Raw genomic sequence first — 23947 nt, 5'->3', positions numbered from 1 at the left:
TGATTTATGGAGGATAGTTAAATGGTTGACAAATATCACTTGGCCTTTGGCTGTTATGGAATAATTGGTAATCAGTCCGAACTTGTTGTCATTAAAAAGAATGGTGGTCCATATACTAATCGTTATGATTTACCGGGTGGTAGTTTAGAGGATGGAGAGGGGCTGGATCAAGCTATACTACGGGAAATAAGAGAAGAGACCGGCTTATTAGTTCAAGTTTATCAACAATTAGGGATTACATCATTTAAATATCCTTGGGACTATGAAAATTGGCATTTTAACCAGCACTTCTGCGTTTTTTATAATATTCAAAAAGCTGTCGGTCAATTAAAAGGTGAGGTTAGCCAATTTGATGGTCAAGACTCATTAGGAGCAGTACGCGTACCTTTGAAAAAGCTAAGTTTCACCAATGCTTCTCCTTTAGTTATGTGGGCTAAATTGTATCTCATCAATCCTGAGCAAATGAATTTAGAAGATCAAACTTTTTCTACTTGGCAAGTTTTACAACGACCAGTTTTTTAAACAAGATTTTAAACAAAAAGCAACTAGTATTTTACCTAGTTACTTTTTTCTTTGCTTAATTTAAAGTATCTAAGAATGCTAAAGCTGCATCATAGTTTGGTTCATTCGTCATTTCCACAATTAATTCTTGATAAAGTATTTTTTGGTTAGTGTCAACAATCCAAATACTTCGTGAATCAAGTCCCATTTTTTCAATAAATAGTCCCATCTTCTTACCAAAATCAAATTTTTCATCAGAGAGTAATTCCATTTTTACTACTCCTTCTGCTGCACACCAGTTACGTTGGTCACTAGGTGAGTTAGTTGAAATGGTATAAAAATTAATATTGTCGTATTTGTCAACTTCACTATTAAAGCGCTTGGTTGAAATGCTACATACACTAGTATTAATGTCGGGTACTACGCTAATTAAGGTGGGTTTGTTAATTAATTCTGACAAGTTGACGATAGATCCATCAGCTTTTTCAATTTTTAAATCGGGTAATATCTCGCCAACTTTTGGTGGTTGACCATTAGTCGATAATGGGGTACTTAGTCTTGTAATTTGCATTTTGTTTACTCTTTCTTTAAAACTGTTTACTCTAAAGTCTAAACTATCTACTGAACTGGACCAAAATAAAATGCTTGCTAATTATTTAAAGCTGCTCATTTACGTAAGTTGTAATGCGCTCAACGGCAGTTCTTAAACATTTTTCAGATGATGCATAGGATAAACGTACAAATCCTTGACCACCAGCCCCAAAGTAACTACCAGGAATTACTCCTACCTTAACTTTATTGGCTAAGTCAGTAGCAAAAGCTACATCATCTGTACCGAATTTACTTGGAATTTTAGCAAAAATATAAAATGCGCCTTCAGGTGTAGCCATTGTAAACCCATTTTTTTCAAGACCTGTTTGAATTATGTGTAATCTGCGTTCATAAATTGCTCGGGCTTCGATATAATCTTGTTCACCATGACTGATAGCTTCTGCTGCCCCAATTTGAACATTATCAGTAACTGAGGTAATCATAAAGGAATTGATTTTGGAGATCGTTTGCATAATTTCTTTTGGCGCTGCAATATAACCAATTCGCCAACCAGTCATGGCAAAATTTTTAGATAATCCTGAAAGAAGGATAGTCCGATCCGGAATAATTTGTGTAAGCGAATAGTGCTTTTTCTGAGCATAAATTAATTCGGCATAAATTTCATCGCTTAAGGCAAATAAATTATAATCGACAATAACTTTTGCTAGCTCTTTTAAATCTTTTTTAGCATAAACTCGTCCAGTCGGATTAGATGGATCAGTTAAAATAACTGCTTTTGCTCCTTTTCCTTCATTTTCCATAACTTCTGCTAGATGTGCAGCAGTCAAAATAAAATTATCAGCAGAAGTATCTACTTCTATAGGTACGCCGCCAGCCATTTTTATAATACCAAAATAGACCCCCCAAACAGGTGTAGGAACAATTACTTTATCACCGGGGTTAAGGATAGCCATAAAGGAAACATTTAAGGCTGCTGATACTCCGACAGTTGCACAAATTTCATTTTTGGGGTTATAGTACACACCTAAACTCTTTTTGAGATAATCACTTACTGCGTTTAAGTATTCTTCTTTACCAGCTTCTGGCGCATAGTGTGAGTCATCGCGGTTAATATCATCTATAGCAGCTTGCTTAATGTGGTCGGGAGTGTTCAAGTCGGGTTCACCGACAGTCAACTTAACTATTCCAGGAATTTGAGATATTTTTTGACTAAATGAACGAATTTCGGATTTAGGTAATTTTTCAATCCTTTTGTTAATTGTATCAGATAAATTATTTGCTAGAGTTGGCATAATAAAAGAACCTTTCTTGAATTTTGATATAGATACAATTATAACGCAGTAGTCGCTTTAAGAATATTTAAATTAATATTAATTTAGCAATTAATTTTTCTGTTGTTCAGAAATAGATTTATGATAGTTATTTAAGGAGAGTGACAATAATGGATCAAGAACAAAAAAAGCAGCAATTAAAGCATTTGTCCAAGGAGCAATTCGAAGTGACGCAGCATGGGGCTACCGATTATCCTTTTAAGGGTAAATATGATGATTTTTATCAAAAGGGAATTTATGTTGACATTGTTTCTAAGGAACCACTATTTTCAAGTGAAGACAAATACGATGCTGGTTGTGGATGGCCTAGCTTTACTAAGCCAATTCAAAAACTAGTTTATCATCGTGATCAGTCTCATAATATGGAACGCACCGAGGTCAAGAGTCCTGAGGCTGACTCTCATCTAGGACATGTCTTTACCGATGGTCCTGTAGATCAAGGAGGCTTACGTTATTGTATTAATTCTTCAGCCTTAAAATTTATTCCTTTTGATCACTTAGAAAAAGAGGGATATGGCGAATATCGCAAACTTTTTAAATAATAATAATTATGTAAAGTATAAAAAAGCAAATTAATTTCTTTAATAAATTAGATGCTTTTTTTATTTTTAGCTCTCTTAATTTAACATTTTCTAAAAACTTGATAAGCTAATTAGTATGAGGCAATAGCAAATAGTCCATCTTCAAAAGCAAAAGTACTATTGCGCTAAATGGGTACATGAGAAAGGAAGAATAATGACAAAATTACAGACAATTAGTTCCCAGTTATGGACACTGACCAATGAGCTAGAGACTAATACGGATACAACTGAATCCAAAAATTATATTTTAGCCTTCCTATGTTATCGTTACTTGTCCGAACAGCAAGAACAGTATCTTGTTAGTAGCAGTGCTATAAATGTTAAGAAAGACCAAGCAATTAATGAAGCTTACCTAGAACAAGCAGGCGGTGTTGAATTAAATGCTTATCTTAAGGATATCTTTTCAAATCTTGGTTATGCCATTGCGCCACTTGACACTTGGCAGTCATTAGTAAATAAAATTGACAAGGGCCAAGTAAATCTAAGTGACTATCAAACTATTTTTGATAATTTTGATAAGAATGCTGCACTATCTAAAGCGGCAGGTCAAACCTTCAAGGGGATCTTTAGTAATCTTAACTTAGGCGATTCCTACCTGGGGTCATCAGCTAATGAACGAGTGAAGTCTTTAGCGAAGATTGTCAAATTAGTTGATAGTATTGATTATCAAGATGAAGCTGGTAAAGATATTCTTGGTGATATTTCTACTGGTTTAATTAGCAAATATACAGCTGGTAAGAAGGGGGCTACTTTTTGCACACCACCGGCAGTTGCAAAATTAATAGCTAAAATAGTGACAGCAGATTTACCTAAAGCAACCCAATCGTTCACAGTATATGATCCTAGTTGTGGGGTAGGTTCAATTTTGTCAGCGGTCGCAAATGATAATAACTCAGCAATTGCTAAATTGTATGGGCAAGAAGCAAATTTGACCGCTTACAATTTAGCTAGAATAAATTTAATGTTGCACCATGTTTTATTTACTAATATGACATTGTTCAACACTGATGCGCTCGAAAACGATTGGCCGGCCGAACCAAATACTAAAGAAATTGCTCATCCACGTACCTTTGATGCGGTTGTGGCTAATCCACCATATCCTCAATCTTGGAACAATAACCAAAATAAGTTAACGGATCCCCGTTTTCGTAATTATGGCAAATTGGCTCCTCGGACTAAGGCTAGTTTTGCTTTTGTTTTACAAGGTCTTTATCATTTAAACGAAAAGGGAATCATGGCGATTGTTCTTCCTAACGAAGTTTTATTCCGTAGTGCTGCAGAAGCTACAATTCGCAAAAATTTGGTTGAGCATCCGGATGGTAATCAGATCGATGCTGTAATAGGGCTACCGCCTAATCTATTTTATGAGGGCATAAGGCCAATGATTATTTTGGTATTAAAAAAGATGCGTACTAGCAAAGATATTCTTTTTATTGATGCTTCAAAAGAATTTGCTAAAGGTAAAATGAAAAATTATTTAACTCAAGAAAACATTGATAAAATTTTCAAGACCTATCAAAAACGTGTAGCCATGCCACAATATGCTTATTTAGCGTCTATCGAAGAAATCCGTGCTAATGATTATAATTTAAATGTTTCACAATATATTACTACTTCTGAAAATAAAAAAATTGATTTAACTGAAATCGATAGATTATTGGTCCAAGATAAAAAAGACATCGCTGCACTAGAAGCTAAAATTGCTAAAGACTTAAAAGTCTTAGAGATTAAAAGGGACCAGTGAGTTTTTATATAGTGGCAAGTATCAGCTTTTTAATCAAATTAGTACATCAATTATAAATAATTCAAATAAAGAATAAAGGATTTTTTAAAAAAGGAAGAAACAATATTTAATCGATTTGACAAATATGCTATTATATCAATGAAAGGGAGCGATTACATGGATTCATTAATGCGGCATATTTTTGGCCTACAAAAGAAGAAAGTCAAACATCAAAAACATAGTAAATACAATAATAAAAAACGAAAGTCGTTAATTTGCGGGCATACTTTCTTTGGTATATTTTAAGTAAATAAATTAATAAAGACATATCTTTGGTCATGAGATATGTCTTTATTAATTGTAAAAGAATGTGAGATTTATGAATAAGAAAATAAAGTTGTATGCAATTTCTTGGCAGTTCATTTTAGGGCTTATTTTAGGTATTTTTGGTACCTTTATTGAGGTTTTGATACCTTTAATAGTGCGACAATTTATTGACGGTAAAACGCACATAAGTGCACATATCAATTTTCGTTTAGTTGCGGTAATCGTGTTAACCATTATTTTTAGTTCAATTATTAGTGCTTTTTGCCAATACTTGATCAGTGTGGCCGGAAATTTAAAAATTGCTGAAGTCAGAATGGAAATTGAGCAAAAGTTACTTACTTTGCCTATGAGCTTTTTTACTAATCAAAAAAGTGGTCAACTTTCTAGTCATTTAATTAATGATGCTGAAATAGTTCAAGATTTTATGACTAGTAGTATCCCAGCCACCATTAATAGTTTAATTACAGTGCTAGGATCATTCATCGTTTTATTTCATTTAGATTGGCAATTGACGGTATTTATTGTCTTATCTTTTTCACTAATTATCTTAATTGCATATCCAATTGGAAAAATTAGTGAAAAATTGTCGCTCACTACCCAGAATAAATTAAGCGAACTTTCTGGTCAAAGTACAGAAAACATATATAATATCCGCAGTATTAAGCTGAATAATGCTTATCGCCCAGTCTTGTTAAATTTTAAGCAGGTAGTAGTTGAATTATTTAAAGTTTCAAATAAAACTGATCGCATATTTTCAATTGTAGGTCCCATTCAAACAGTTTTTACTTTAGGAATTATTCTTTTAATTATTATATATGGTGGTATTCGTGTACAGCAGGCTAGTTTGAGTATTGGCACCTTAGTATCCTTTTTAATTTATCTCTTTCAGGTAATTGAGCCAATCAATATGTTGGGTAATTTTTATACCAGTTACAAGCAAGCTAAAGGAGCTACTTTGGAATTAAATAAGATTTTGAATACACCAGGAGAAAAAAGTGTTTATCAAGTTAATTCTCAAATATTGTTTGCTAAGAATAGTTGTTTAACGTTGAAAAATGCCTCTTTTTCATATCAAAAGGAACCGGTTTTACAAAATATTTCTTTAAGTTTTAATAGTGGCCAAAAAATAGCAATAGTTGGTCCCTCTGGTGCTGGTAAAACAACAATTATTAATTTATTAACTAGATTGTATGAATTGAATGAAGGACAACTTTTATTAAATTCAGTAAGTGCTACTAACTACGATCTAAATACTTGGCGTAATTTGTTTGCCGTAGTAACCCAAGAAAACACGATTATTTCAGGATCAATTTATTTAAACCTAACTTTTGGCTTGACTGTTATTCCTGAAGAAAGTGACATTTGGGCCGCCCTAGACAAGGCTAATTTGTTAGAAGATGTGCAAAAAATGCCCAATGGCTTACAAACTTTAGTTGGTGAACAGGGAGTTGGTTTATCGGGTGGTCAAAGGCAAAGATTACAGATTGCTCGCGCATACTTACGCCAAGCCAATTTTTTAATTCTAGATGAAGCAACTTCTAACCTAGATCCCAATTCGGAGAAAATTATTACTAATACTTTGAATGAGTTGCTTGCTAACCACCAGACGACTTTAATTGTCATTGCTCATCGCTTATCGACAATTGTTGATTCAGACAAAATTTATTTTTTAGATAATCATCAAATTACCGGCAGTGGTACCCACCAAGAGTTGATGCAATTGGTTCCTAAATATAAACAATTTGTTAATGAAGAACTATTGGCAGTTGAAAAATAATTATACAAGGAGGAAACAGATAAATGGACTTAACTGGTAATGAATACCTGAAATTTGTTAAAAACGACCGTTCACTTTTTTATTATCCCAATGATGAACCAAAAAATAAATTTAAATTTATAAAACCTAAAACTAGCTTTCAAGAATTAACTGATAGCTATTGGCATTATATTTTATTTGATCATAAATTGCCCCAACAAGGCTGGAAAATTCATCTAACTGCTAATATTAAGGATGCACAAAAACTATTATTGACGGTGAGCCAGTACTTAAACAATCAACAAGTTAGTTATAAATTTATTGATACAGTAGATGCAATGCTTTTAAGTAATTCCAAATATGGTGACCGAACAGAGTCGGGAAAGTTTATTACAGTTTATCCCGTAAATACTACTGAATTTGTCCAACTTCTGACTGCGTTAGCAGAAATCACCCAAGACTTTTTAGAGGGGCCATATATATTAAGCGATCAAGAATGGCAAGATAGCCATGTCTTTTACCGTTACGGTGCCTTTAAGGCAATGAAAACGGTGATTGACGGTGAAGAAGTTTACGCCATTATTGATAATAAACATGACTTAGTTGAAGATAAACGGTTACCATATTATTATCAGCCTGATTTTATTGTAGAACCTGAACAATTGAAAAATAATGTACAACATTATGATCAAAATGAATTCAAAAAACTAATGAATTATAATGTTGATTTTTCTTTACACTATAGCAATGCTGGTGGAGTTTATCATGCAGTTTTCAAGGGGAAGGAATGGGTTCTAAAAGAAGGCCGTGCTTTTGCGGGCTTAGATGCTAATGGCAATGATGGTTTTAATCGGATTAAACACGAGTATAAGATATTAAAACAACTAGCTGAGATACCAACAGTTGTTAATGTTTATGAAAGTTTTAAGGCATGGAAACATCAATATTTAGTTGAAGAATATCTTCAAGGAGATACTCTAGCTGATTTTGTTGATAGTCAATATCCCTTTACCGCAAATAAGCAAAAGAAAAATGAATATCTTACGAAGACGGTCAAAATTATTACGGCACTTTTAAAGGCAATTAACCAAATTCACCAAAAGGGAATCGCAATTGGTGATTTACAACCGGATAATATAATTATATTAGATACGGATAAAGTAAAGTTAATTGATTTTGAAAATGCTCAAAAAGCTTCAGCAGCCTACAATCCTGGTCTGGCAACGCCTAGCTATTCTGATTTTAATGCGAAGACTTTTGCAGAAGCTGATCGAATTGCGTTATACAAAATAGCACGTTATATGATTTTGCCAACCGCAACTGGCTTTGATTGGGCGCCTGAATTAGAAGCCGTACAAGATAAGAATATTAGCAATGAATTTGGCAAGCAAATTGTAGAATTTTTGCATAATTTAAAAAAGCAATTAAATTTGAATTTTAATTCTGACTCACGCCACCCGCAGTATTATTATCAAAATCTAACAGTACCGTCTACACAATTTTCACTGAGTCAGTTAAATCAAAATATTGCCGAAGTAGCTAAGGGAATCAGCGACAACTTGAATTACAACTTTAAAGGATTAATTTATGGTGATATTCCACAATATAGTTCTGAAATTAGTTATTATTCCGTGGCCAATGGCGCTTTTGGCGCTATAATGGCTTTAAATAGATCACAGACTTTAGATCAGAAAAGTGAGCAAGAAATTAATATTTGGCTCGAACAACAATTACCAAATTTAAAAAAATTGTTAGCTGAGCCAACAACAGATATCGGATTATTTACTGGTCTAAGCGGTATTGCTACTGTTTTGTATGAACTAGGCTACACTAAAATTAGTTACAGTATAATGAAAGAAATACAGACTAATGCGGCATTTAAGTTAACCAATGATATTTCAATTTATTCTGGCTTAGCCGGAGTTGGACTAGCTTTTTTATGTTTTTATGGACAAACCAAAAAAACTATTTACTTACAAAATGCAATTGATCTTGGTAAACAAGTAATGCAAATCATTAAGCATGAACGCTATACCGAAAAAACTGATAGTGGATTAATTACTGGCTGGTTGGGTGCAGCATTATTTTTATGGAAATTAAGTATTGTTACAAAGGCAAAGCAATATAAGCAAGCAGCTTTAAGAATCTACCAGGTAGTAATAAAAAATTCATTACAACTTACAAGTGACGGTGCATTTATTAAAGATAATTCCTACTCATATGAACGTTTAATCCCGTATGTTAATCATGGTAGTGCTGGCTTAGCCTTATTAATGATAGAATTTTTACAAGATGATCCTAAGGTTTTTACCAAAAAAGAATTAGAAATTTTATTAAAAATATTAAAGCAAAATGATGTTTTTGTAACTTTTTTTGCCGGATTATTCGATGGTTTTCTTAGCCTGCTGATTTTAGATAATGCCTTTGCAATTTGTACCAATAATAAAGTGACTTTAAAGAAGAAGTACAATTTACTTAATAATTACTTAGTTGCTCAAAATGGCGGCGTAATGGTACCTGGCAGATTTGGCTTTAAGTGTTCTTTAGATTTGACTACTGGAAGCAGTGGCTTACTGCTACTTTTAACAGATATTAAGCAACATACCTGGAATGCTTGGCTACCACTTCTAAGAAGTAAATAATTTTTTAATTAACATAACTAAAAAGCCATTCCATTTATCATGGAGTGGCTTTTGTGGTGTCACATATAGATATATTTTAAACAATTTCTTGTTCTTTAAATGTCCCATAAACACGCTCTACTTCGGTGACACTCATGAAGGCATAGGGATCACTTTTTTGAACAATTTGTAAAACATCGTACATATCATAGCGATTAATAACGGTTATTAAAACTTTTTTTTCTATGTGACTGTACGCCCCTTCGACATCATGAAAAATTGTGATGCCGCGATGCATTTTTTCTTGAATTCCATCAATAATCGCTTGTGGCTGATCTGTGACAATTGTGACTTGCAATTTTTGGTGTTGGGTATAGACAGCATCAATCACCCGTCCATTAATAAAAATGGTCAGGGCCGAGTATAAAGCGCGATTCCAGCCAAAGGCAATACCGGCAGCAGCAATAATTACTAAATTAATAAAAATACTTACCTTGCCATAACTTGTGCCTGTTTTTTTCTGAACAACAATTCCCACAATATCTAAGCCACCAGTTGAGATGCCATTTTTCAAGGCAAAACCAGTTCCCAAGCCATTAATCATTCCCCCAAAAATTGCGCAAACAAGGGGATCAACATGCATATTAACTGGTTGTAGCACGCGCATCATAATCGAGCCCAAAATTACTGTGATAATTGTAAAAAAAGTAAACTTGTGCCCAATCTTAAACCAAGCAACTAAAAGTAGTGGCACATTTAAGGCAAAATACATTATTGAAGTTGTCAAAGTGAAGGGGAGATAACGTTCACTCAATGTATTAATTAATTGAGCAAATCCGGTAATACCAGAAGAATACATGTGCCCCGGACCCCAAAAAAGATTTAACGCAATTGCTACTGCAATTGAATAAAAAAATGAAGCTGAAATCTTTGAAAGTAAATTATAACGTCTGTTAAAGGTATCGAGTCGATCCATTATTCACATTTTCCTTTTGTCCTAAATAATAGTAATTCATTTAATTCAGTGTAACAAAAGTTGGGGAGGTAACCAACTGAGAAAATTCAGTTAATTTTATTTTTGCCAGTGTTCTTTGATAAAAGTTAACCGACCACCAGCTTCCTCTAGCGCATAGCGATTGGGATCCTTTTTATAGAAATCTTGATGATATTCTTCAGCTGGATAAAACGGTTGAGCCGGTTCTATTTTGGTAACAATCGGTGCAGTAAATCTGCCACTTTCTTGGAGCTTCTGCTTTGATTTTTCGGCAGCTAACTGTTGTTGGACAGAATTATAATAAATAACTGGGCGATAATTATCACCGCGATCTTGAAACTGGCCCATGGCATCAGTTGGATCAGTTACTTGCCAATAGTATTCTAATAATTGGTTATAAGACATCAGCTCTGGATCATAAGTTATTTCAACTGCTTCTGTGTGCCCAGTCAATCCACTGGCTACTTGCTCGTAAGTAGGGTTAGGGACGTGACCGCCGGTATAGCCAGAAATCACCTTTTTGACACCAGGTAAAGTGTCAAATGGCTCTACCATACACCAAAAGCAGCCCCCAGCAAAGATGGCTTTTTGAAAATTTTGTTTTTTATCCTTATTTATATTTGCCATTTTATTGACCTCATTTCATCTTGCCGGACTTAGGTAAAAAATATTTAAGACCGGTCTTAAGTGCTTGTTTATTCTTCAATTCCCAGATGATCTAAAATCAAGGCAGCCGTTTCCTCGATTGACCGGTTGGCAACATTAATAACAAAACACTCCAGTTCATTGTAAAGCGTTTGGGCAGAATCAAGTTCTTTTTTAATTGCGTCTGTATTTGAATAAGTGGTATCGGGATTTAACCCATAGGCAATCATTCTTTGCCGTCTAATTTCATTTAATACGGATAAGTCATTGGTCAGACCAATAATTTTTTTAGGATTAACTTGATATATCTCCTTTGGAATATGCGTATCTGGTACTAATGGTAAGTTAGCTACTTTTAAATTTTTATTAGCTAAAAATAAAGAGAGTGGTGTTTTTGAAGTTCGAGAAACACCTAATAAAACGACATCAGCTTCTAAAAAGCCCTTTGGATCTTTGCCATCGTCATACATTACGGCAAACTCCATTGCAGATATTCGATCAAAATATTTTTGATTCATTTTATGTTGGGCACCAATTTTCTTAAGCGGTCGGCTACCAGTAGCGCTTTGAATTGCTTCAACCACTGGAGATAAGATATCAATCCCATGGATATTATGTTCCCGAATAAAACGAATTACTGGTAACTGCATTTCATCTTTAACTAAACTATAGATAATTACCAAATTAGGATACTTTTCGATTTCTTGAAAAGTTTCTGCCAATTTTTCTTTATTATAAACGAATGGATATCGCCGATAGTTAATTTGAGCATCGGGGAATTGCGCTGCTGCTGCCACTGCATTATTAAAAGCAGTATCACCAGCAGAATCAGAAATAATTATAATATTAACTTCTTTTTTTGGGGTTTCGTCAGTCATTGTCTGCTCCTTTTTTCATTTATTATACAATCTTCCTTTAATATTAACAGATTTTAAATAGCTAAAACGGTAATGAAAAATAATTTTAAAAAATATTGCTTGTATGTATTGACCGATGAATATGGTTTGATATAATTTAAATAAATGTATGACGGAAACGTCAAGAAATGGAAGGAGGGATCACATATGGCCAAGACTGTTGTTCACGAAAACGAGTCTATTGATGATGCTCTTCGTCGTTTCAAACGTTCCGTTTCTAGAAGTGGTACTTTGCAAGAATATCGCAAGCGCGAATTCTATGAGAAGCCAAGTGTACGTAGAAAGCTGAAGTCAGAAGCAGCTCGCAAGCGTAAGCATTATTAATATAAAAAAACGACTTCTATCTATTATGGTAGAGGTCGTTTTTTAGATATTTTACTAAGAATATTTATTTTATACCTATAACAAGATTTGTTATAATTTAAGCAAGCTATATTAGAAAGAAGGGATTACTGTGAGTTTATCAGAACAGATAATGGCTGATATGAAAGATGCGATGAAGGCACATGATAAAGTTAAGTTGAACACTGTGCGGATGATTAAGGCTGCTTTAATGAACGAAAAAATCAAAGTAGGGCGTGAATTGAATTCCGATGAAGAATTAACAGTTTTAAATCGTGAAAAAAAGCAACGTGAAGAATCATTGGCTGACTTTGTTAAAGCTAAGCGTACTGATTTAGTTGAGGAGACTAAAAAAGAATTAACCGTTATTGAAGCCTATATGCCTAAGCAACTTTCACAATCTGAGTTGGAAAAAATCGTTAGTGCAGCAATTGCTGAAGTCAGTGGTGCAACTAAAGCTGACTTTGGTAAGATTATGAAAATTTTAATGCCTAGAATTAAAGGTAGGGCAGATGGAAAAGTTGCCTCTAACCTGGTTAAAAACAAACTGAGTTAAGCAAGAAAGGGAGCAAAGATATTGGCTCAAACCAATTTTATTCCTAGAAATCCAGAAAATATTCAAAAGTTAGTTGGGGTTAATGACAGCAATCTTGATTTGTTAGCAGAAGGATATGATATCAGTATCACTGATACTGGAAACCAAATTCTGCTTGCAGGCGATAGCAATAATTGTCAAAAAGCAATTGCTGTTTTAAAAGCCTTAGACAATGTAGTTAGTGCTAATATTAATATCAGTGCTCCTGATATTGTCAGCGCAATGAAAATGGCGGATAAGGGGATTACCGAATATTTTCCTGATCTATATAAAAAAATTCTAATTCGGGATGCTAAAGGCAAACCGATTAGGGTGAAAAATATCGGTCAAAAAAATTATGTTGAAGCAATCGAAAAAAATGATGTCGTATTTGGTATTGGTCCTGCTGGTACTGGTAAGACATTCATTGCCGTTGTTTGCGCAATTGCAGCTTTTAAAAAGGGTGAAGTTTCACGCATTGTTTTAACCCGACCAGCAATTGAAGCAGGTGAGTCACTTGGATTTTTACCTGGAGATTTAAAGGAAAAGGTTGATCCATATTTAAGACCAATTTACGATTCTCTTTATTCTATTTTGGGTACGAATACGACTGATCATTTGATGGAACGGGGAGTAATTGAGGTTGCTCCACTTGCGTATATGCGTGGGCGTACATTAGATGATGCATTCATAATATTAGATGAAGCTCAAAATACTACTGATGCGCAAATGAAGATGTTTTTAACTCGTTTAGGATTTAATTCCAAGATGATTGTTAATGGTGATATGACGCAAGTCGATTTACCTGGACGCCAGCGTAGCGGTTTAGTAGACGCTGAGCATATTTTAAAAGATATCAGTCATATTAAATTTATTCAGTTTTCAGCTAATGATGTTGTTAGACATCCAGTTGTAGCTAAAATCATTAATGCATATGAAAAGAAAGAACAAAGTTAATGACCCCAATCGATATTACTTATAATGATGAAGTTGATTTTTTACAAGATAAAAAATGTAACTGGCAAAAGTGGATTACTGACCTATTATTGTTAGCCAAAAATGAAATTGGTAAAGAAAATAATTTAGAAATGAGTATTAACTTTGTCAATGAAGAGCGTAGTCAAAAAATCAATTATAAATATCGTGATAAAAATCGACCAACTGATGTAATTTCCTTTGCGATTGAAGACGGTGAAGATAAGTTTGAGATTGCCGCTTTTGCAGCAGATCCTGATTTTTGTGAAGATATTGGTGATTTGTTCATGTGTCCGAGTGTCATAAGAAGACACAGTGAAGAATATGGTACTGGTTGGCAGCGTGAGTTTGGCTACACCCTTGTTCATGGCTTTTTACACCTTAATGGGTATGATCATATAGAACCTGACGAAGCAAAAGAAATGTTTGCCATTCAAGGTAAAATTTTAAAAAACTATGGCTTGCCTTTATATGCAGACCAGTTAGATGAGGGCAGAGGTAAATAATGTCAAATAATGAAAAAAATAAGTCTGGTTTTGTTGCGTTAATTGGTAGACCCAATGTTGGTAAATCAACTTTAATGAATTATTTAGTGGGTCAAAAAGTCGCAATAACTTCTAACAAACCGCAAACAACGCGTAATAAAATATCAGGTATTTACACTACGTCAAGTATGCAGGTAATTTTCGTTGATACACCAGGAATATTTAAGCCACATGGTGAACTTGATGACTACATGGATAAAGCAAGTTTATCCAGTTTAAATGATGTTGACTTAATTTTATTTATGGTTGAACCAGAAAAAATGGGTAAAGGTGACGAATATATCGTTAATCTTTTACAACAAGTTAAGGTACCAGCATTTTTATTAATTAATAAAGTCGATCAGGTTAATCCAAACGACTTATTAGGAATAATTGATGAATATCGTCAATTAAATCTTTTTAAAGAATTTTTACCAATATCTGCTACTCAGGGAATTGGTATTTCTGACTTAAATCAAGTTTTATATGACTATTTACCAGAAGGTCCAGCCTACTATGACTCTGAGCAAATTACCGATCGGCCAGAATATTTTATGGTTAGTGAATTAATTCGTGAGCAACTTTTAAATTTAACTGCCGAAGAAGTACCCCATGCAGCTGCCGTATGGGTTGAACAAATGAATCAGCATGAAAATAACAAGCTGCAAATTGAAGCTACAATTTATGTCGAAAAAAGTGGGCAAAAAGGGATTATTATTGGTAAAGGGGGGAAAATGCTTAAGCAAATAGGCATTAATTCCCGTAAACAAATTGAGGACTTATTAGGTGAAAAAGTTAACCTGCACTTGTGGGTTAAAGTTCAACGTAATTGGCGATCTGATCCCCGCTTTTTGAAGCAGATTGGTTATAATAAGAAGGATTTGTCCTAAAAATGGCACGTGAACTCAAAGAAGTTCAAGGAATAATTTTTAAACGGCAAAAATACAATGAAGCTGATGTTTTAGCTAAAATTATAACTAAAAATTACGGCATAATTACCATGCTTGCTCGCGGAGCACTACGTCCCAAGTCGAAGTTAGGCGCAGCCTTACTTAACTTTTCTTACGGTACTTACATTATCTATACCAATGGTCATGGGCTTAGTAATTTACGAACTTATAAAAATATCAAACAATTTAATCATATTTTTACTGATATAAATAAAAATGCGTATTCTTCTTTCATTTTAGATTTAATTGATCATGCCTTTATTGAATATCAACATATAGATCAATATTACTTATTAGCTGATTTTGCTTTGCAAAAAATCAATGCTGGAGTTGACGCAGAAATGATTACTCAAATCGTTCAAATGCAACTTTTAGCTGCGTTTGGGGTAAAGCCAGAACTACGTCACTGCGTTATTTGTAGGAAAGAAAAAGGCAATTTTGATTATTCAATAAAGTATGGCGGGGTTTTATGTAGCGACCATTTTTATACTGATCCTAATCGCCTCCATCTAAAGCCTAAAGAAACGGCTGTTTTAAGAACGATTGGGCTATTACCAGCTGAACGATTGGGTGAAATTACAATTAGCGCTCAAACTAAAAAAGCAACGCGAAAAGCAATTGACCAAATTTATCAGGCAACGATTGACTTAAACTTAAAAACCAAAAAATTTTTAGACGAGTTAAATTTATTAACTTAGTTTGCTTTAGCTTATCCTTGGATTATGGTAAAATTAATTTGTATTTTGGCAATGATAAGGAAGAAGAAAAGTACCAGTTAAGCGAGTGTTAGATAGTGCAAGGACATCTGGGAAAAGGCACCTTTAGTCAATAATTAAGTGCAGGGTATATTTTCCCTGAATTAGGGTGGAACCGCGATTAAATCTCGTCCCTATGCAAGTTTTGCATAGGCTTTTTTTATGGTCTAATGCAGAAAGGATTAAAAATGACAAAGAAAAAATTAAACATTCAAAATATGATTTTTAAATTAGAAGAATTTTGGTCATCCAAAGGCTGCATGGTTATGCCTTCATATGATGTAGAAAAAGGGGCTGGTACAATGAGCCCGTATACATTTTTACGGGCTGTGGGGCCAGAGCCATGGGCTGCTTGCTATATTGAGCCATCAAGAAGACCAGCTGATGGACGTTATGGTGATAATCCCAATCGCTTATTCCAACATCATCAATTTCAAGTAGTAATTAAACCAGCGCCGACAGATATTCAACAATATTATCTAGATAGTTTAAAAGTTTTAGGAATTAATCCACTTGAGCATGATATTCGCTTTGTTGAAGATAATTGGGAAAATCCTTCAATGGGGTGTGCCGGTGTCGGTTGGGAAGTATGGCTTGATGGAATGGAAGTAAGTCAGTTTACTTATTTTCAAGTTGTCGGTGAACTCGAAGTTAAACCAACAATGAGTGAAATTACTTATGGGGTTGAACGTTTAGCTTCATATATTCAAGATGTTAACTCTGTTTTTGATTTGGAGTGGGGCAATGGTGTTTTATACCGCGATATCTTTAAAGAAGCAGAGTATGAAAATTCAAAATATGCGTTTGAAGAATCAAACCAGGAAGACTTGTTAAAATTCTTTGATGTTTACGAAAAAACAGCACAGGAATTAATTAAATTAAATTTGGTTCAGCCAGCATATGATTATATTTTAAAATGCTCGCATACGTTTAACTTGCTTGATGCACGCGGAGCAGTTTCAGTAACGGAACGGGCGGGATATTTAGCGAGAATTAGAAATCTTGCCCATGAAGTAGCTGTTTGTTTTGTCAAAGAACGGGAAAAAAGAGGTTTCCCGCTATTAAAGAGTGCAGAAGATAAGAAAGCAGGGCTTGAAAATGACTAAAGATTATTTATTTGAAATTGGGACCGAAGAGATGCCAGCACATGTTGTCACCCGTAGTGTGAATCAACTAGCTGACAAAACCACAAAATTTTTAAATGAAAATGGTTTAAAGTTTAAGAATATCAAAACTTTTTCTACGCCAAGACGTCTAACGATTTTAGTCGAAGAACTTGCTGAAAAGCAGGATGATATTGATGAAATCAAAAAGGGACCAGCTAAAAAAATCGCCCTAGATCAAGATAATAATTGGACTAAAGCTGCTCAAGGTTTTGCTCGTGGGCAAGGAATGTCCGTTGATGATATTTATTTTGAAGAACTTAAAGGTGTAGAGTATGCCTATGTTCATGTTAAAAAAACGGGGAAAAAAGCTAGTGAAATTTTGTTAAACATGAATAAAGTAGTTAAGGCCATGACCTTCCCTACTAAAATGCGTTGGGCGGCCAATGATTTTGAATTTATCAGACCAATTCACTGGATTGTATCTCTTTTTGGCAATGAAGTTATTCCTGTCAAATTATTGGATATTACAGCTGGTCGTAAAACTGAAGGTCATCGTTTCTTAGGTGATTCAGTAGTATTAGCTAATACGGGCGATTATGAAGATGCTTTAAAAGATCAATTTGTCATTGTTGACGCAACTAAACGTAAAGAAATGATTGTGACGCAGATGTCTGAATTGGTTAAAGAAAATAATTGGAAAATCAAACCAGATTCCAGTTTGCTTGAGGAAGTGACTAATTTGGTTGAATATCCAACTGTTTTTGCAGGAACATTTGATGAAAAATACTTACAAATGCCAGCAGAAGTATTGATTACTTCAATGAAAGATAATCAACGGTACTTTGAAGTTTACGATCAAGATGAACACCTAGTTAATCATTTTATTTCTGTACGTAACGGTAACCAAGATTTTCTAGAAAATGTTATTTCAGGGAATGAAAAAGTTTTAGTTGCACGTCTTGATGATGCACAATTCTTTTATGATGAAGATAGAAAATATCCGCTTAGTCATTTTGTACAAAAACTCGATAATGTTTCTTTTCATGACAAGATTGGTTCAATGTCAGAAAAAATCAAACGTGTTCGCATCATTGGTAACTTTTTAGCTGAGAAATGGCAATTAGATGAACAAACAATCGCTGATTTTAATCGGGCTAGTGAATTATATAAATTTGACTTAATTACTCAAATGGTTGGTGAATTTGCTGAATTGCAAGGTGTGATGGGCATGCATTATGCTAGCTTAGCTGGAGAGAGACAAACAGTCGCTGTTGCAATTAAAGAGCATTACATGCCAACCACTGCCGAAGGTGAATTACCACAAACTATTGTTGGTTCTCTTTTATCAATTGCAGATAAATTGGATACAATCATTACCTTTTTTGCGGCAGGTATGATTCCCAATTCATCAAACGATCCATATGCTCTACGCCGTTATGCATATGGGATAGTGCGTATTTTATTAAATCAAAGTTGGTCTTTACCATTTAATAAAGTTTTGCCTGAAATTGTAACCGAACTTGACGGTCAAACCTCGGCTAAGTTACCTAAGACTGAGCTGCAAGATGATGAGATTGCTTCATTTATTCGGGATCGGATTAATCAATACTTACAAAGAAATCAATTTAAGTATGACATTATTGATGCCGTGTTAGCTTCCAATCAACAAGATCCGATTCAAATTTTGTCGGCAGCTAATGTGTTGCAATTGCACCATGATGATGAACAATTTAAGCCAGTTGTTGAAAGCTTAATTAGAATAAATAATATTTTAAAGAAAGCTGAATTCAAAGGGCAAAACATAATTAATCCAGACTTGTTTGAAAATGAAAGTGAGAATAAGTTATTTATCGAAGTAAATAATTTAAGTAAGCTTACCAATTTGACAGCTTTATATGAAGGCTTTGTTGAAATACAGCCAATTATAAATCTTTATTTTGAAACTAATATGATTATGGCCAAAGATGAAATAGTTAAGAATAATCGCTTAGCACAGCTTAAGTTGATTTCAGAATTAGCTACTGGATTAGGGGATTTAAGTAAGCTGGTTATTAAATAGTTATTTGTAGGTGATGAAGTGGCTGGATTAATACCTGAGCAAACAATTGCTAAAGTACGAGAAAATATCAATATTGTGAACGTTATCAGCCAATATGTATCACTTGAAAAAAAAGGTAAAGATTATATTGGCCTATGTCCTTTTCACCAAGAAAAAACGCCTTCCTTTACCGTTAACGAGGGTAAACAATTCTTTAAATGTTTTGGTTGCGGTAAAGGCGGTAATGTTTTTACCTTCTTAATGGAAAAGGATGGTTTGACTTTCCCGGAAAGTGTTCAAAAGGCAGCGAATTTTGCGCATATTGATATTGGGGACGTAACCCATGCTAGAGCAGAAAACTCTAATATTTTAATTAAAATAAATGAGCAAGCAGCAAAATTTTATCAACGTGTACTAGTTTCAACGAATGCAGGAAGACGTGGACTTGAATACGCCAAGCAGCGAAAACTAGATGCAAAAATAATTGACCATTTTAAAATTGGCTATGCGCCCAGGCAAAACGACTTACTTTTGACTTACTTAAGAGGACGTGATTTTCAAGATAGTGACTTGTTAAAAAGTGGCTTATTCGTTCAGACAAAAAATGGTAGCCTGCTTGATCGTTTTCGTGACCGGTTAATGTTTCCGATTGCAAATGAGGGTAGTTATGTCATTGGTTTTTCGGGAAGAAGAATTACTAATGACAAAACTGAGGCAAAATATATTAATAGCCCAGAAACAAAAGTTTTTGCAAAATCAAAGGTACTTTTTCATTTTGCTGAGGCCAAAAAAGCCGTTCGTGATGAAAACCATTTAGTTTTATATGAAGGATATATGGATGTAATTGCAGCTTATCAAGCCGGGATAAAATCGGGAATTGCTTCTATGGGAACAAGTCTTACCGATCAGCAGCTTTACATGATTCGTAGAATTACTAAAAATATTATTATTAATTACGATGGCGATGACGCTGGTATTCATGCGGAAGATCGTGCAGTTAAAATGTTTGCTCAAGCTGGTGGATTTAATCTAGGTATTGTAATATTACCGGAAAAATTAGACCCAGATGAATACATAAAAAAATATGGCGCAGAAAATTATACTAAAGAAGTTAAGGGGGCACTGACGCCAACTGACTTTTTCTTGAAACGCTTGGCTAAAAAATATAATTTAGATAACGATCGCGAAAAATTAGCATATATTGATGAAGCAGTTAAAGCAATTGCTAAATTAACTAATCCCGTCGAACAAGATTTATATTTAGATAAAATAGCACGCGAGCAAAATGTCTCTTTTGATTCTTTAAAAGCGACCTTAGCACGCTATAGACGTCAATTTAATATTGCTCAACGGCGTAAAGAAAATAGTTTGATTAATCAAAGTAGGCAAATGCTGCCAATTAAATCGACTCAAGAGACCGCAATTGATCCGATTCAAGTGCGTTTATTATATTTATTCATTCATTCTACTCATGCACGCGATTATTTATTAAATAGAAAATTTTTATTTCCAGATGAGGCTTTTCAAAGATTAGCGGAATTATGGTTAAGTTTTAGTGAAGAACAAGAAAATCCATCCGTCAATAGTTTCTTAAATTTTATTCCAAGTCAACTTCAAGGTATAATAGTTAATACCGAAATGACAGACATGCCCCAGGATTTTTCAGATCAAGAAATTGATGAGCAAATTGATGCATTAAAAATGCGAGAAATTCGTACGCAATTGCATCACTTAATGAATGAATTGCAAGATGCCAAAAGAAAGACGGACACTAAAGAAATAATGACAATTACTCAGAAAATTTTAGAGTTAAAAAGAATTCAGGGTTAAAGGGGGGCTTTATTTTGACAGAAAATAAAAATACCAATAATAATGAAGAATTGTCTTTAGACAAAGTTGTTAAGCACGTTGTCAAAGACGTAAAAAAAGATAAATCGATTACTGAAACTGAATTTGTAGATCGCCTAGTCAAGCCTTATGATTTACAAAATAAGGCTGTCGATCAATTAATTCAGGAATTTGAAGACAACGGTATTAGTATTGTCGATGAGAATGGCGATCCTTCTAAATTAGCTTTAAAGAAACAAAAAGACATTGAAAAAGCCGAGCTAAAAGATATGTCGGCTCCATCAAGCGTGAGGATGAATGATCCTGTGCGGATGTATTTAAAAGAAATTGGTCGTGTACCACTTTTAAACGCCGATCAAGAGATTTCTTTAGCTAAAAGAATTGAAAAAGGTGACGAAGAAGCCAAACAAGAATTAGCTGAAGCTAACTTACGTCTTGTTGTCTCAATTGCTAAACGATATGTTGGTCGTGGTATGTCTTTTCTTGATTTAATTCAAGAAGGTAACATGGGGTTAATGAAAGCTGTAGATAAATTTGATTATAGCCTCGGTTTCAAGTTTTCAACTTATGCGACCTGGTGGATAAGGCAAGCCATCACCCGGGCAATTGCAGATCAAGCACGGACAATTAGAATTCCGGTTCATATGGTAGAAACAATCAACAAATTGATCAGAATTCAAAGACAGCTATTGCAAGATTTAGGACGTGAACCAACTCCTGAAGAAATTGGTGCCGAAATGGATATGCCAACTTCTAAGGTACGTGATATCCTTAAGATTGCTCAAGAACCAGTTTCACTCGAAACACCAATTGGTGAAGAAGACGATTCTCATCTTGGTGACTTTATTAAAGATAAAGATGCAACTAGTCCAGAACAACATGCTTCATATGAAATGTTAAAAGAGCAACTAGAAGAAGTTTTAGATACACTTACTGATCGTGAAGAGAATGTTTTACGCTTACGTTTTGGTCTTGATGACGGCCGAACTAGAACTTTAGAAGAAGTCGGTAAAGTGTTTGGTGTTACTCGTGAACGTATTCGCCAAATTGAAGCCAAGGCTTTACGGAAATTGCGTCATCCTAGTCGTTCCAATCAGTTACGTGATTTTTTGGATTAACTTTATACTATACAAAAAGTTTCACTTCGTTTATTGTACGAAGTGAAGCTTTTTTGCTTTATCTTAATTTTAACTTTTTCTCTTATAAATTTAAAATGCCTTTTTATTTAATCCTTGAAGATTCAAATTATATTCGACAACTTTTTTACGTTTACCTGTAACTAGAAACAAAGCAAGGCCGAGATAAATTAAAACTATAAAAATTAATAATTGCCAGTCAAATATTGTAGGACTTAACATCGAAATACTCCCAGACGCAATCATCCCCGCTAAATCATATAAGAAGTGGTATGCGATATTGCTAATAATTGTACCAGTGTATAAATAGAGTGCTGAAAATAGTATACCTACTGTCATTGCATTAATCACTTGCAAAATAGTAGCTGATAATGGTTGAACAGGAGTATTTAAAAAATGAATTAGACCAAAAATTAAGCCATCAAGAAATATTGCCCAAAAGATTTGCCTACTAGAATTTTGGAGTAACTTCAATAAAAAACTTAAAATGCAAAAGCGCATCATCCATTCTTCACCAATTCCAGCAGCAAAAGCATTTAAAGTTAAATATAAAAGATTACTATTTGAAGCTACCCTAAAATTCCAGTTAGTAAGAATACCGTTCAATGAATTGGCATCATTAAAACCATTAAACAGACAATCTATGATAATAAAAATAATTAGAATACTCAAAATTACCTTTGAAACTCTTGAACTAAACTTAAAATTAGGAGTAACAAATCCCCATTTTTTCATCACAAACCATGTAGTAACAACAAAACTTAAACTACCAATAATTGCACTATTGGTACAAGCCTTAAAAAAAGGGTTAGTGGGAATAGGATAAGTAGATTCTATTTCGATAATCAAATATATAAACCATAGTAAACAAAAACGTCCCCATTTATTCTGAACATTTCCCATAGCCAATTCGCCCATAGGAATAAACATAAAAATTTTATAAATTGTAATAAGACACAAAACAAATGTTGTTATAGTCTCATTTGTATACTTAATTAAAAGATCATTTACAAAAGTAAAGAAAAAAATTGGGGTACTAGTGATACTAATTGCCTGAAAATAATAATTGCATTGAATTAACTTACTATTTACATTTTTATTTAATACTGAAAAATGTAAACTAATCAAAATTATCAAAACAAATGCTTTAAAAGTAGTAATCCCACCAGCATGAATAAATAAACTATAAATTAAACTAAATATTACAAGTAGCAATTGTAATAAGGTCTGCAGTAGGTGCCAACTTCTTATTTTTTTCTCTGTAACCATTAGAAACCTTTCTAGACTTAAAACAGTTCATCACGCTTGCCATCAAGTAGATGTTCATCAATATCATTATTAAAATAAACTTTTAAATCGCGGTCAAAGTTATAGGCAAGCTTTTCTTGTTGCAATTCTTTTTTGGTCATCCAGATCAACTCTCCTTCTTTTGATGCTTTTAGCTGCCCACTAAACTTTGTAGCAATATAAAAAAAGACGATATAGCGATTATTATTATCGTCATAAAACTGTTTAATTCCCACTAAATGTGGCTTCTTAATTGTTAAATTAGTTTCTTCTTTAATCTCTCGGATGACCGAGTCGTGAAATGATTCATGCGCTTCAACATGTCCGCCGGGAAAGGTGAGTCCAGGCCACGTTGGATCGTTACGATTAATCACTAATATTTTTTGCTTATTTTCAATCATACACATATTTGTTAATGTTACTCTTTCAGTTCTATCCATTCCGTATAACTTCTTTCATTTTTT

General features: G+C 33.9%; 23 protein-coding genes. 16 read left to right on the top strand and 7 right to left on the bottom strand.

From position 1 onward, the window contains the following. The first annotated feature begins 21 nt into the window (after positions 1–21). Positions 22–522 carry an NUDIX hydrolase gene (locus tag F5ESL0233_RS03940; RefSeq protein WP_122058846.1) on the top strand — a complete coding sequence of 167 codons (501 nt, stop codon included), beginning with the start codon at positions 22–24 and terminating at the stop codon, positions 520–522. A gap of 55 nt (positions 523–577) precedes the next feature. Here F5ESL0233_RS03940 and tpx read toward each other — a convergent pair whose 3' ends face one another. After that, a complete protein-coding gene (tpx, locus tag F5ESL0233_RS03935; protein WP_090092021.1) occupies positions 578–1072 on the bottom strand; it encodes a thiol peroxidase in 495 nt (164 codons plus the stop codon). An 85-nt stretch (positions 1073–1157) separates the two neighbouring features. Beyond that, complete coding sequence (locus tag F5ESL0233_RS03930; protein WP_122058844.1) at positions 1158–2345, bottom strand: aminotransferase class I/II-fold pyridoxal phosphate-dependent enzyme; 1188 nt, start codon at positions 2343–2345, stop codon at positions 1158–1160. A gap of 149 nt (positions 2346–2494) precedes the next feature. On the opposite strand from F5ESL0233_RS03930, the gene msrB reads away from it, so the two are divergent. The 5 genes from msrB to lanKC all read left to right on the top strand — a co-directional run bounded on the left by msrB (position 2495) and on the right by lanKC (position 9413). After that, entirely contained in the window at positions 2495–2926 is a 432-nt protein-coding gene (msrB, locus tag F5ESL0233_RS03925; RefSeq protein ID WP_122058843.1) for a peptide-methionine (R)-S-oxide reductase MsrB, read from the top strand. A gap of 193 nt (positions 2927–3119) precedes the next feature. Then, a complete protein-coding gene (locus F5ESL0233_RS03920) occupies positions 3120–4709 on the top strand; it encodes a type I restriction-modification system subunit M (protein ID WP_122058841.1) in 1590 nt (529 codons plus the stop codon). 156 nt (positions 4710–4865) lie between these two features. Next, complete coding sequence (locus tag F5ESL0233_RS08445) at positions 4866–4994, top strand: hypothetical protein (protein WP_255409268.1); 129 nt, start codon at positions 4866–4868, stop codon at positions 4992–4994. Positions 4995–5067: 73 nt separating this feature from the next. Then, positions 5068–6792 (top strand): ABC transporter ATP-binding protein, encoded by a 1725-nt coding sequence (locus F5ESL0233_RS03915; protein WP_122058839.1) that lies wholly within the window; start codon positions 5068–5070, stop codon positions 6790–6792. A gap of 23 nt (positions 6793–6815) precedes the next feature. Continuing rightward, entirely contained in the window at positions 6816–9413 is a 2598-nt protein-coding gene (gene lanKC / locus F5ESL0233_RS03910; RefSeq protein ID WP_122058837.1) for a class III lanthionine synthetase LanKC, read from the top strand. A gap of 76 nt (positions 9414–9489) precedes the next feature. Here the strand turns inward: lanKC and F5ESL0233_RS03905 are convergent, their stop codons facing one another. The 3 genes from F5ESL0233_RS03905 to F5ESL0233_RS03895 form a co-directional block, all read right to left on the bottom strand. Beyond that, a complete protein-coding gene (locus F5ESL0233_RS03905; RefSeq protein WP_122058835.1) occupies positions 9490–10368 on the bottom strand; it encodes a YitT family protein in 879 nt (292 codons plus the stop codon). Between the two features lie 96 nt (positions 10369–10464). Beyond that, a complete protein-coding gene (gene msrA, locus F5ESL0233_RS03900; protein WP_122058834.1) occupies positions 10465–11013 on the bottom strand; it encodes a peptide-methionine (S)-S-oxide reductase MsrA in 549 nt (182 codons plus the stop codon). 68 nt (positions 11014–11081) lie between these two features. Then, positions 11082–11909, bottom strand: a complete 828-nt coding sequence (locus tag F5ESL0233_RS03895) for a pyruvate, water dikinase regulatory protein (RefSeq protein WP_122058832.1) — start codon at positions 11907–11909, stop codon at positions 11082–11084. 186 nt (positions 11910–12095) lie between these two features. Between F5ESL0233_RS03895 and rpsU the strand changes: the two genes are divergently transcribed. The 10 genes from rpsU (at position 12096) to rpoD (ending at position 22178) form a co-directional block, all read left to right on the top strand. Continuing rightward, positions 12096–12272 carry a 30S ribosomal protein S21 gene (gene rpsU / locus F5ESL0233_RS03890; RefSeq protein ID WP_046306945.1) on the top strand — a complete coding sequence of 59 codons (177 nt, stop codon included), beginning with the start codon at positions 12096–12098 and terminating at the stop codon, positions 12270–12272. A 130-nt stretch (positions 12273–12402) separates the two neighbouring features. Further along, entirely contained in the window at positions 12403–12846 is a 444-nt protein-coding gene (locus F5ESL0233_RS03885) for a GatB/YqeY domain-containing protein (RefSeq protein ID WP_090092007.1), read from the top strand. A gap of 21 nt (positions 12847–12867) precedes the next feature. Continuing rightward, positions 12868–13821: a PhoH family protein gene (locus F5ESL0233_RS03880; RefSeq protein ID WP_090092006.1), complete on the top strand. Its 954-nt coding sequence runs from the start codon at positions 12868–12870 to the stop codon at positions 13819–13821. Beyond that, positions 13821–14345 (top strand): rRNA maturation RNase YbeY, encoded by a 525-nt coding sequence (gene ybeY, locus F5ESL0233_RS03875; protein ID WP_090092004.1) that lies wholly within the window; start codon positions 13821–13823, stop codon positions 14343–14345. Before F5ESL0233_RS03880 ends, ybeY begins: the two co-directional genes overlap by 1 nt. Further along, positions 14345–15253 (top strand): GTPase Era, encoded by a 909-nt coding sequence (gene era / locus F5ESL0233_RS03870; protein WP_122058830.1) that lies wholly within the window; start codon positions 14345–14347, stop codon positions 15251–15253. The genes ybeY and era overlap by 1 nt, the downstream gene beginning before the upstream one ends. 2 nt (positions 15254–15255) lie before the next feature. Continuing rightward, complete coding sequence (gene recO, locus F5ESL0233_RS03865) at positions 15256–16011, top strand: DNA repair protein RecO (protein WP_122024677.1); 756 nt, start codon at positions 15256–15258, stop codon at positions 16009–16011. Between the two features lie 245 nt (positions 16012–16256). Continuing rightward, the gene (glyQ, locus tag F5ESL0233_RS03860; protein ID WP_090091999.1) at positions 16257–17174 is read left to right on the top strand and encodes a glycine--tRNA ligase subunit alpha; all 918 of its coding nucleotides are present in this window, start codon (positions 16257–16259) and stop codon (positions 17172–17174) included. Next, positions 17167–19233 carry a glycine--tRNA ligase subunit beta gene (gene glyS / locus F5ESL0233_RS03855; protein ID WP_122058828.1) on the top strand — a complete coding sequence of 689 codons (2067 nt, stop codon included), beginning with the start codon at positions 17167–17169 and terminating at the stop codon, positions 19231–19233. The genes glyQ and glyS overlap by 8 nt, the downstream gene beginning before the upstream one ends. Before the next feature lie 18 nt (positions 19234–19251). Further along, positions 19252–21042 (top strand): DNA primase, encoded by a 1791-nt coding sequence (gene dnaG / locus F5ESL0233_RS03850; protein ID WP_122058826.1) that lies wholly within the window; start codon positions 19252–19254, stop codon positions 21040–21042. A gap of 14 nt (positions 21043–21056) precedes the next feature. Continuing rightward, a complete protein-coding gene (rpoD, locus tag F5ESL0233_RS03845) occupies positions 21057–22178 on the top strand; it encodes an RNA polymerase sigma factor RpoD (protein ID WP_122058825.1) in 1122 nt (373 codons plus the stop codon). A gap of 90 nt (positions 22179–22268) precedes the next feature. Here the strand turns inward: rpoD and F5ESL0233_RS03840 are convergent, their stop codons facing one another. Both F5ESL0233_RS03840 and F5ESL0233_RS03835 read right to left on the bottom strand, forming a co-directional pair. After that, entirely contained in the window at positions 22269–23465 is a 1197-nt protein-coding gene (locus F5ESL0233_RS03840) for a CPBP family intramembrane glutamic endopeptidase (protein ID WP_122058823.1), read from the bottom strand. 17 nt (positions 23466–23482) lie between these two features. Further along, entirely contained in the window at positions 23483–23923 is a 441-nt protein-coding gene (locus F5ESL0233_RS03835; RefSeq protein WP_122021688.1) for an 8-oxo-dGTP diphosphatase, read from the bottom strand. Positions 23924–23947: the final 24 nt, after the last annotated feature.

It is taken from the genome of Lactobacillus sp. ESL0233 (assembly GCF_003692995.1).
GTDB classification, from domain to species: Bacteria; Bacillota; Bacilli; order Lactobacillales; family Lactobacillaceae; genus Lactobacillus; species Lactobacillus bombicola.
Note: the sequence above shows the minus strand (reverse complement) of the source record. Positions and strands in the feature narration are given on the sequence as shown.

What these genes read in the sequence shown, in the direction of transcription:
- F5ESL0233_RS03940 (WP_122058846.1), top strand. Translation starts at nt 22, where the DNA reads ATGGTTGACAAATATCACTTGGCCTTTGGCTGTTATGGAATAATTGGT.
- tpx (WP_090092021.1), bottom strand. Translation starts at nt 1,072, where the DNA reads ATGCAAATTACAAGACTAAGTACCCCATTATCGACTAATGGTCAACCA.
- F5ESL0233_RS03930 (WP_122058844.1), bottom strand. Translation starts at nt 2,345, where the DNA reads ATGCCAACTCTAGCAAATAATTTATCTGATACAATTAACAAAAGGATT.
- msrB (WP_122058843.1), top strand. Translation starts at nt 2,495, where the DNA reads ATGGATCAAGAACAAAAAAAGCAGCAATTAAAGCATTTGTCCAAGGAG.
- F5ESL0233_RS03920 (WP_122058841.1), top strand. Translation starts at nt 3,120, where the DNA reads ATGACAAAATTACAGACAATTAGTTCCCAGTTATGGACACTGACCAAT.
- F5ESL0233_RS08445 (WP_255409268.1), top strand. Translation starts at nt 4,866, where the DNA reads ATGGATTCATTAATGCGGCATATTTTTGGCCTACAAAAGAAGAAAGTC.
- F5ESL0233_RS03915 (WP_122058839.1), top strand. Translation starts at nt 5,068, where the DNA reads ATGAATAAGAAAATAAAGTTGTATGCAATTTCTTGGCAGTTCATTTTA.
- lanKC (WP_122058837.1), top strand. Translation starts at nt 6,816, where the DNA reads ATGGACTTAACTGGTAATGAATACCTGAAATTTGTTAAAAACGACCGT.
- F5ESL0233_RS03905 (WP_122058835.1), bottom strand. Translation starts at nt 10,368, where the DNA reads ATGGATCGACTCGATACCTTTAACAGACGTTATAATTTACTTTCAAAG.
- msrA (WP_122058834.1), bottom strand. Translation starts at nt 11,013, where the DNA reads ATGGCAAATATAAATAAGGATAAAAAACAAAATTTTCAAAAAGCCATC.
- F5ESL0233_RS03895 (WP_122058832.1), bottom strand. Translation starts at nt 11,909, where the DNA reads ATGACTGACGAAACCCCAAAAAAAGAAGTTAATATTATAATTATTTCT.
- rpsU (WP_046306945.1), top strand. Translation starts at nt 12,096, where the DNA reads ATGGCCAAGACTGTTGTTCACGAAAACGAGTCTATTGATGATGCTCTT.
- ybeY (WP_090092004.1), top strand. Translation starts at nt 13,821, where the DNA reads ATGACCCCAATCGATATTACTTATAATGATGAAGTTGATTTTTTACAA.
- era (WP_122058830.1), top strand. Translation starts at nt 14,345, where the DNA reads ATGTCAAATAATGAAAAAAATAAGTCTGGTTTTGTTGCGTTAATTGGT.
- recO (WP_122024677.1), top strand. Translation starts at nt 15,256, where the DNA reads ATGGCACGTGAACTCAAAGAAGTTCAAGGAATAATTTTTAAACGGCAA.
- glyQ (WP_090091999.1), top strand. Translation starts at nt 16,257, where the DNA reads ATGACAAAGAAAAAATTAAACATTCAAAATATGATTTTTAAATTAGAA.
- glyS (WP_122058828.1), top strand. Translation starts at nt 17,167, where the DNA reads ATGACTAAAGATTATTTATTTGAAATTGGGACCGAAGAGATGCCAGCA.
- F5ESL0233_RS03840 (WP_122058823.1), bottom strand. Translation starts at nt 23,465, where the DNA reads ATGGTTACAGAGAAAAAAATAAGAAGTTGGCACCTACTGCAGACCTTA.
- F5ESL0233_RS03835 (WP_122021688.1), bottom strand. Translation starts at nt 23,923, where the DNA reads ATGGATAGAACTGAAAGAGTAACATTAACAAATATGTGTATGATTGAA.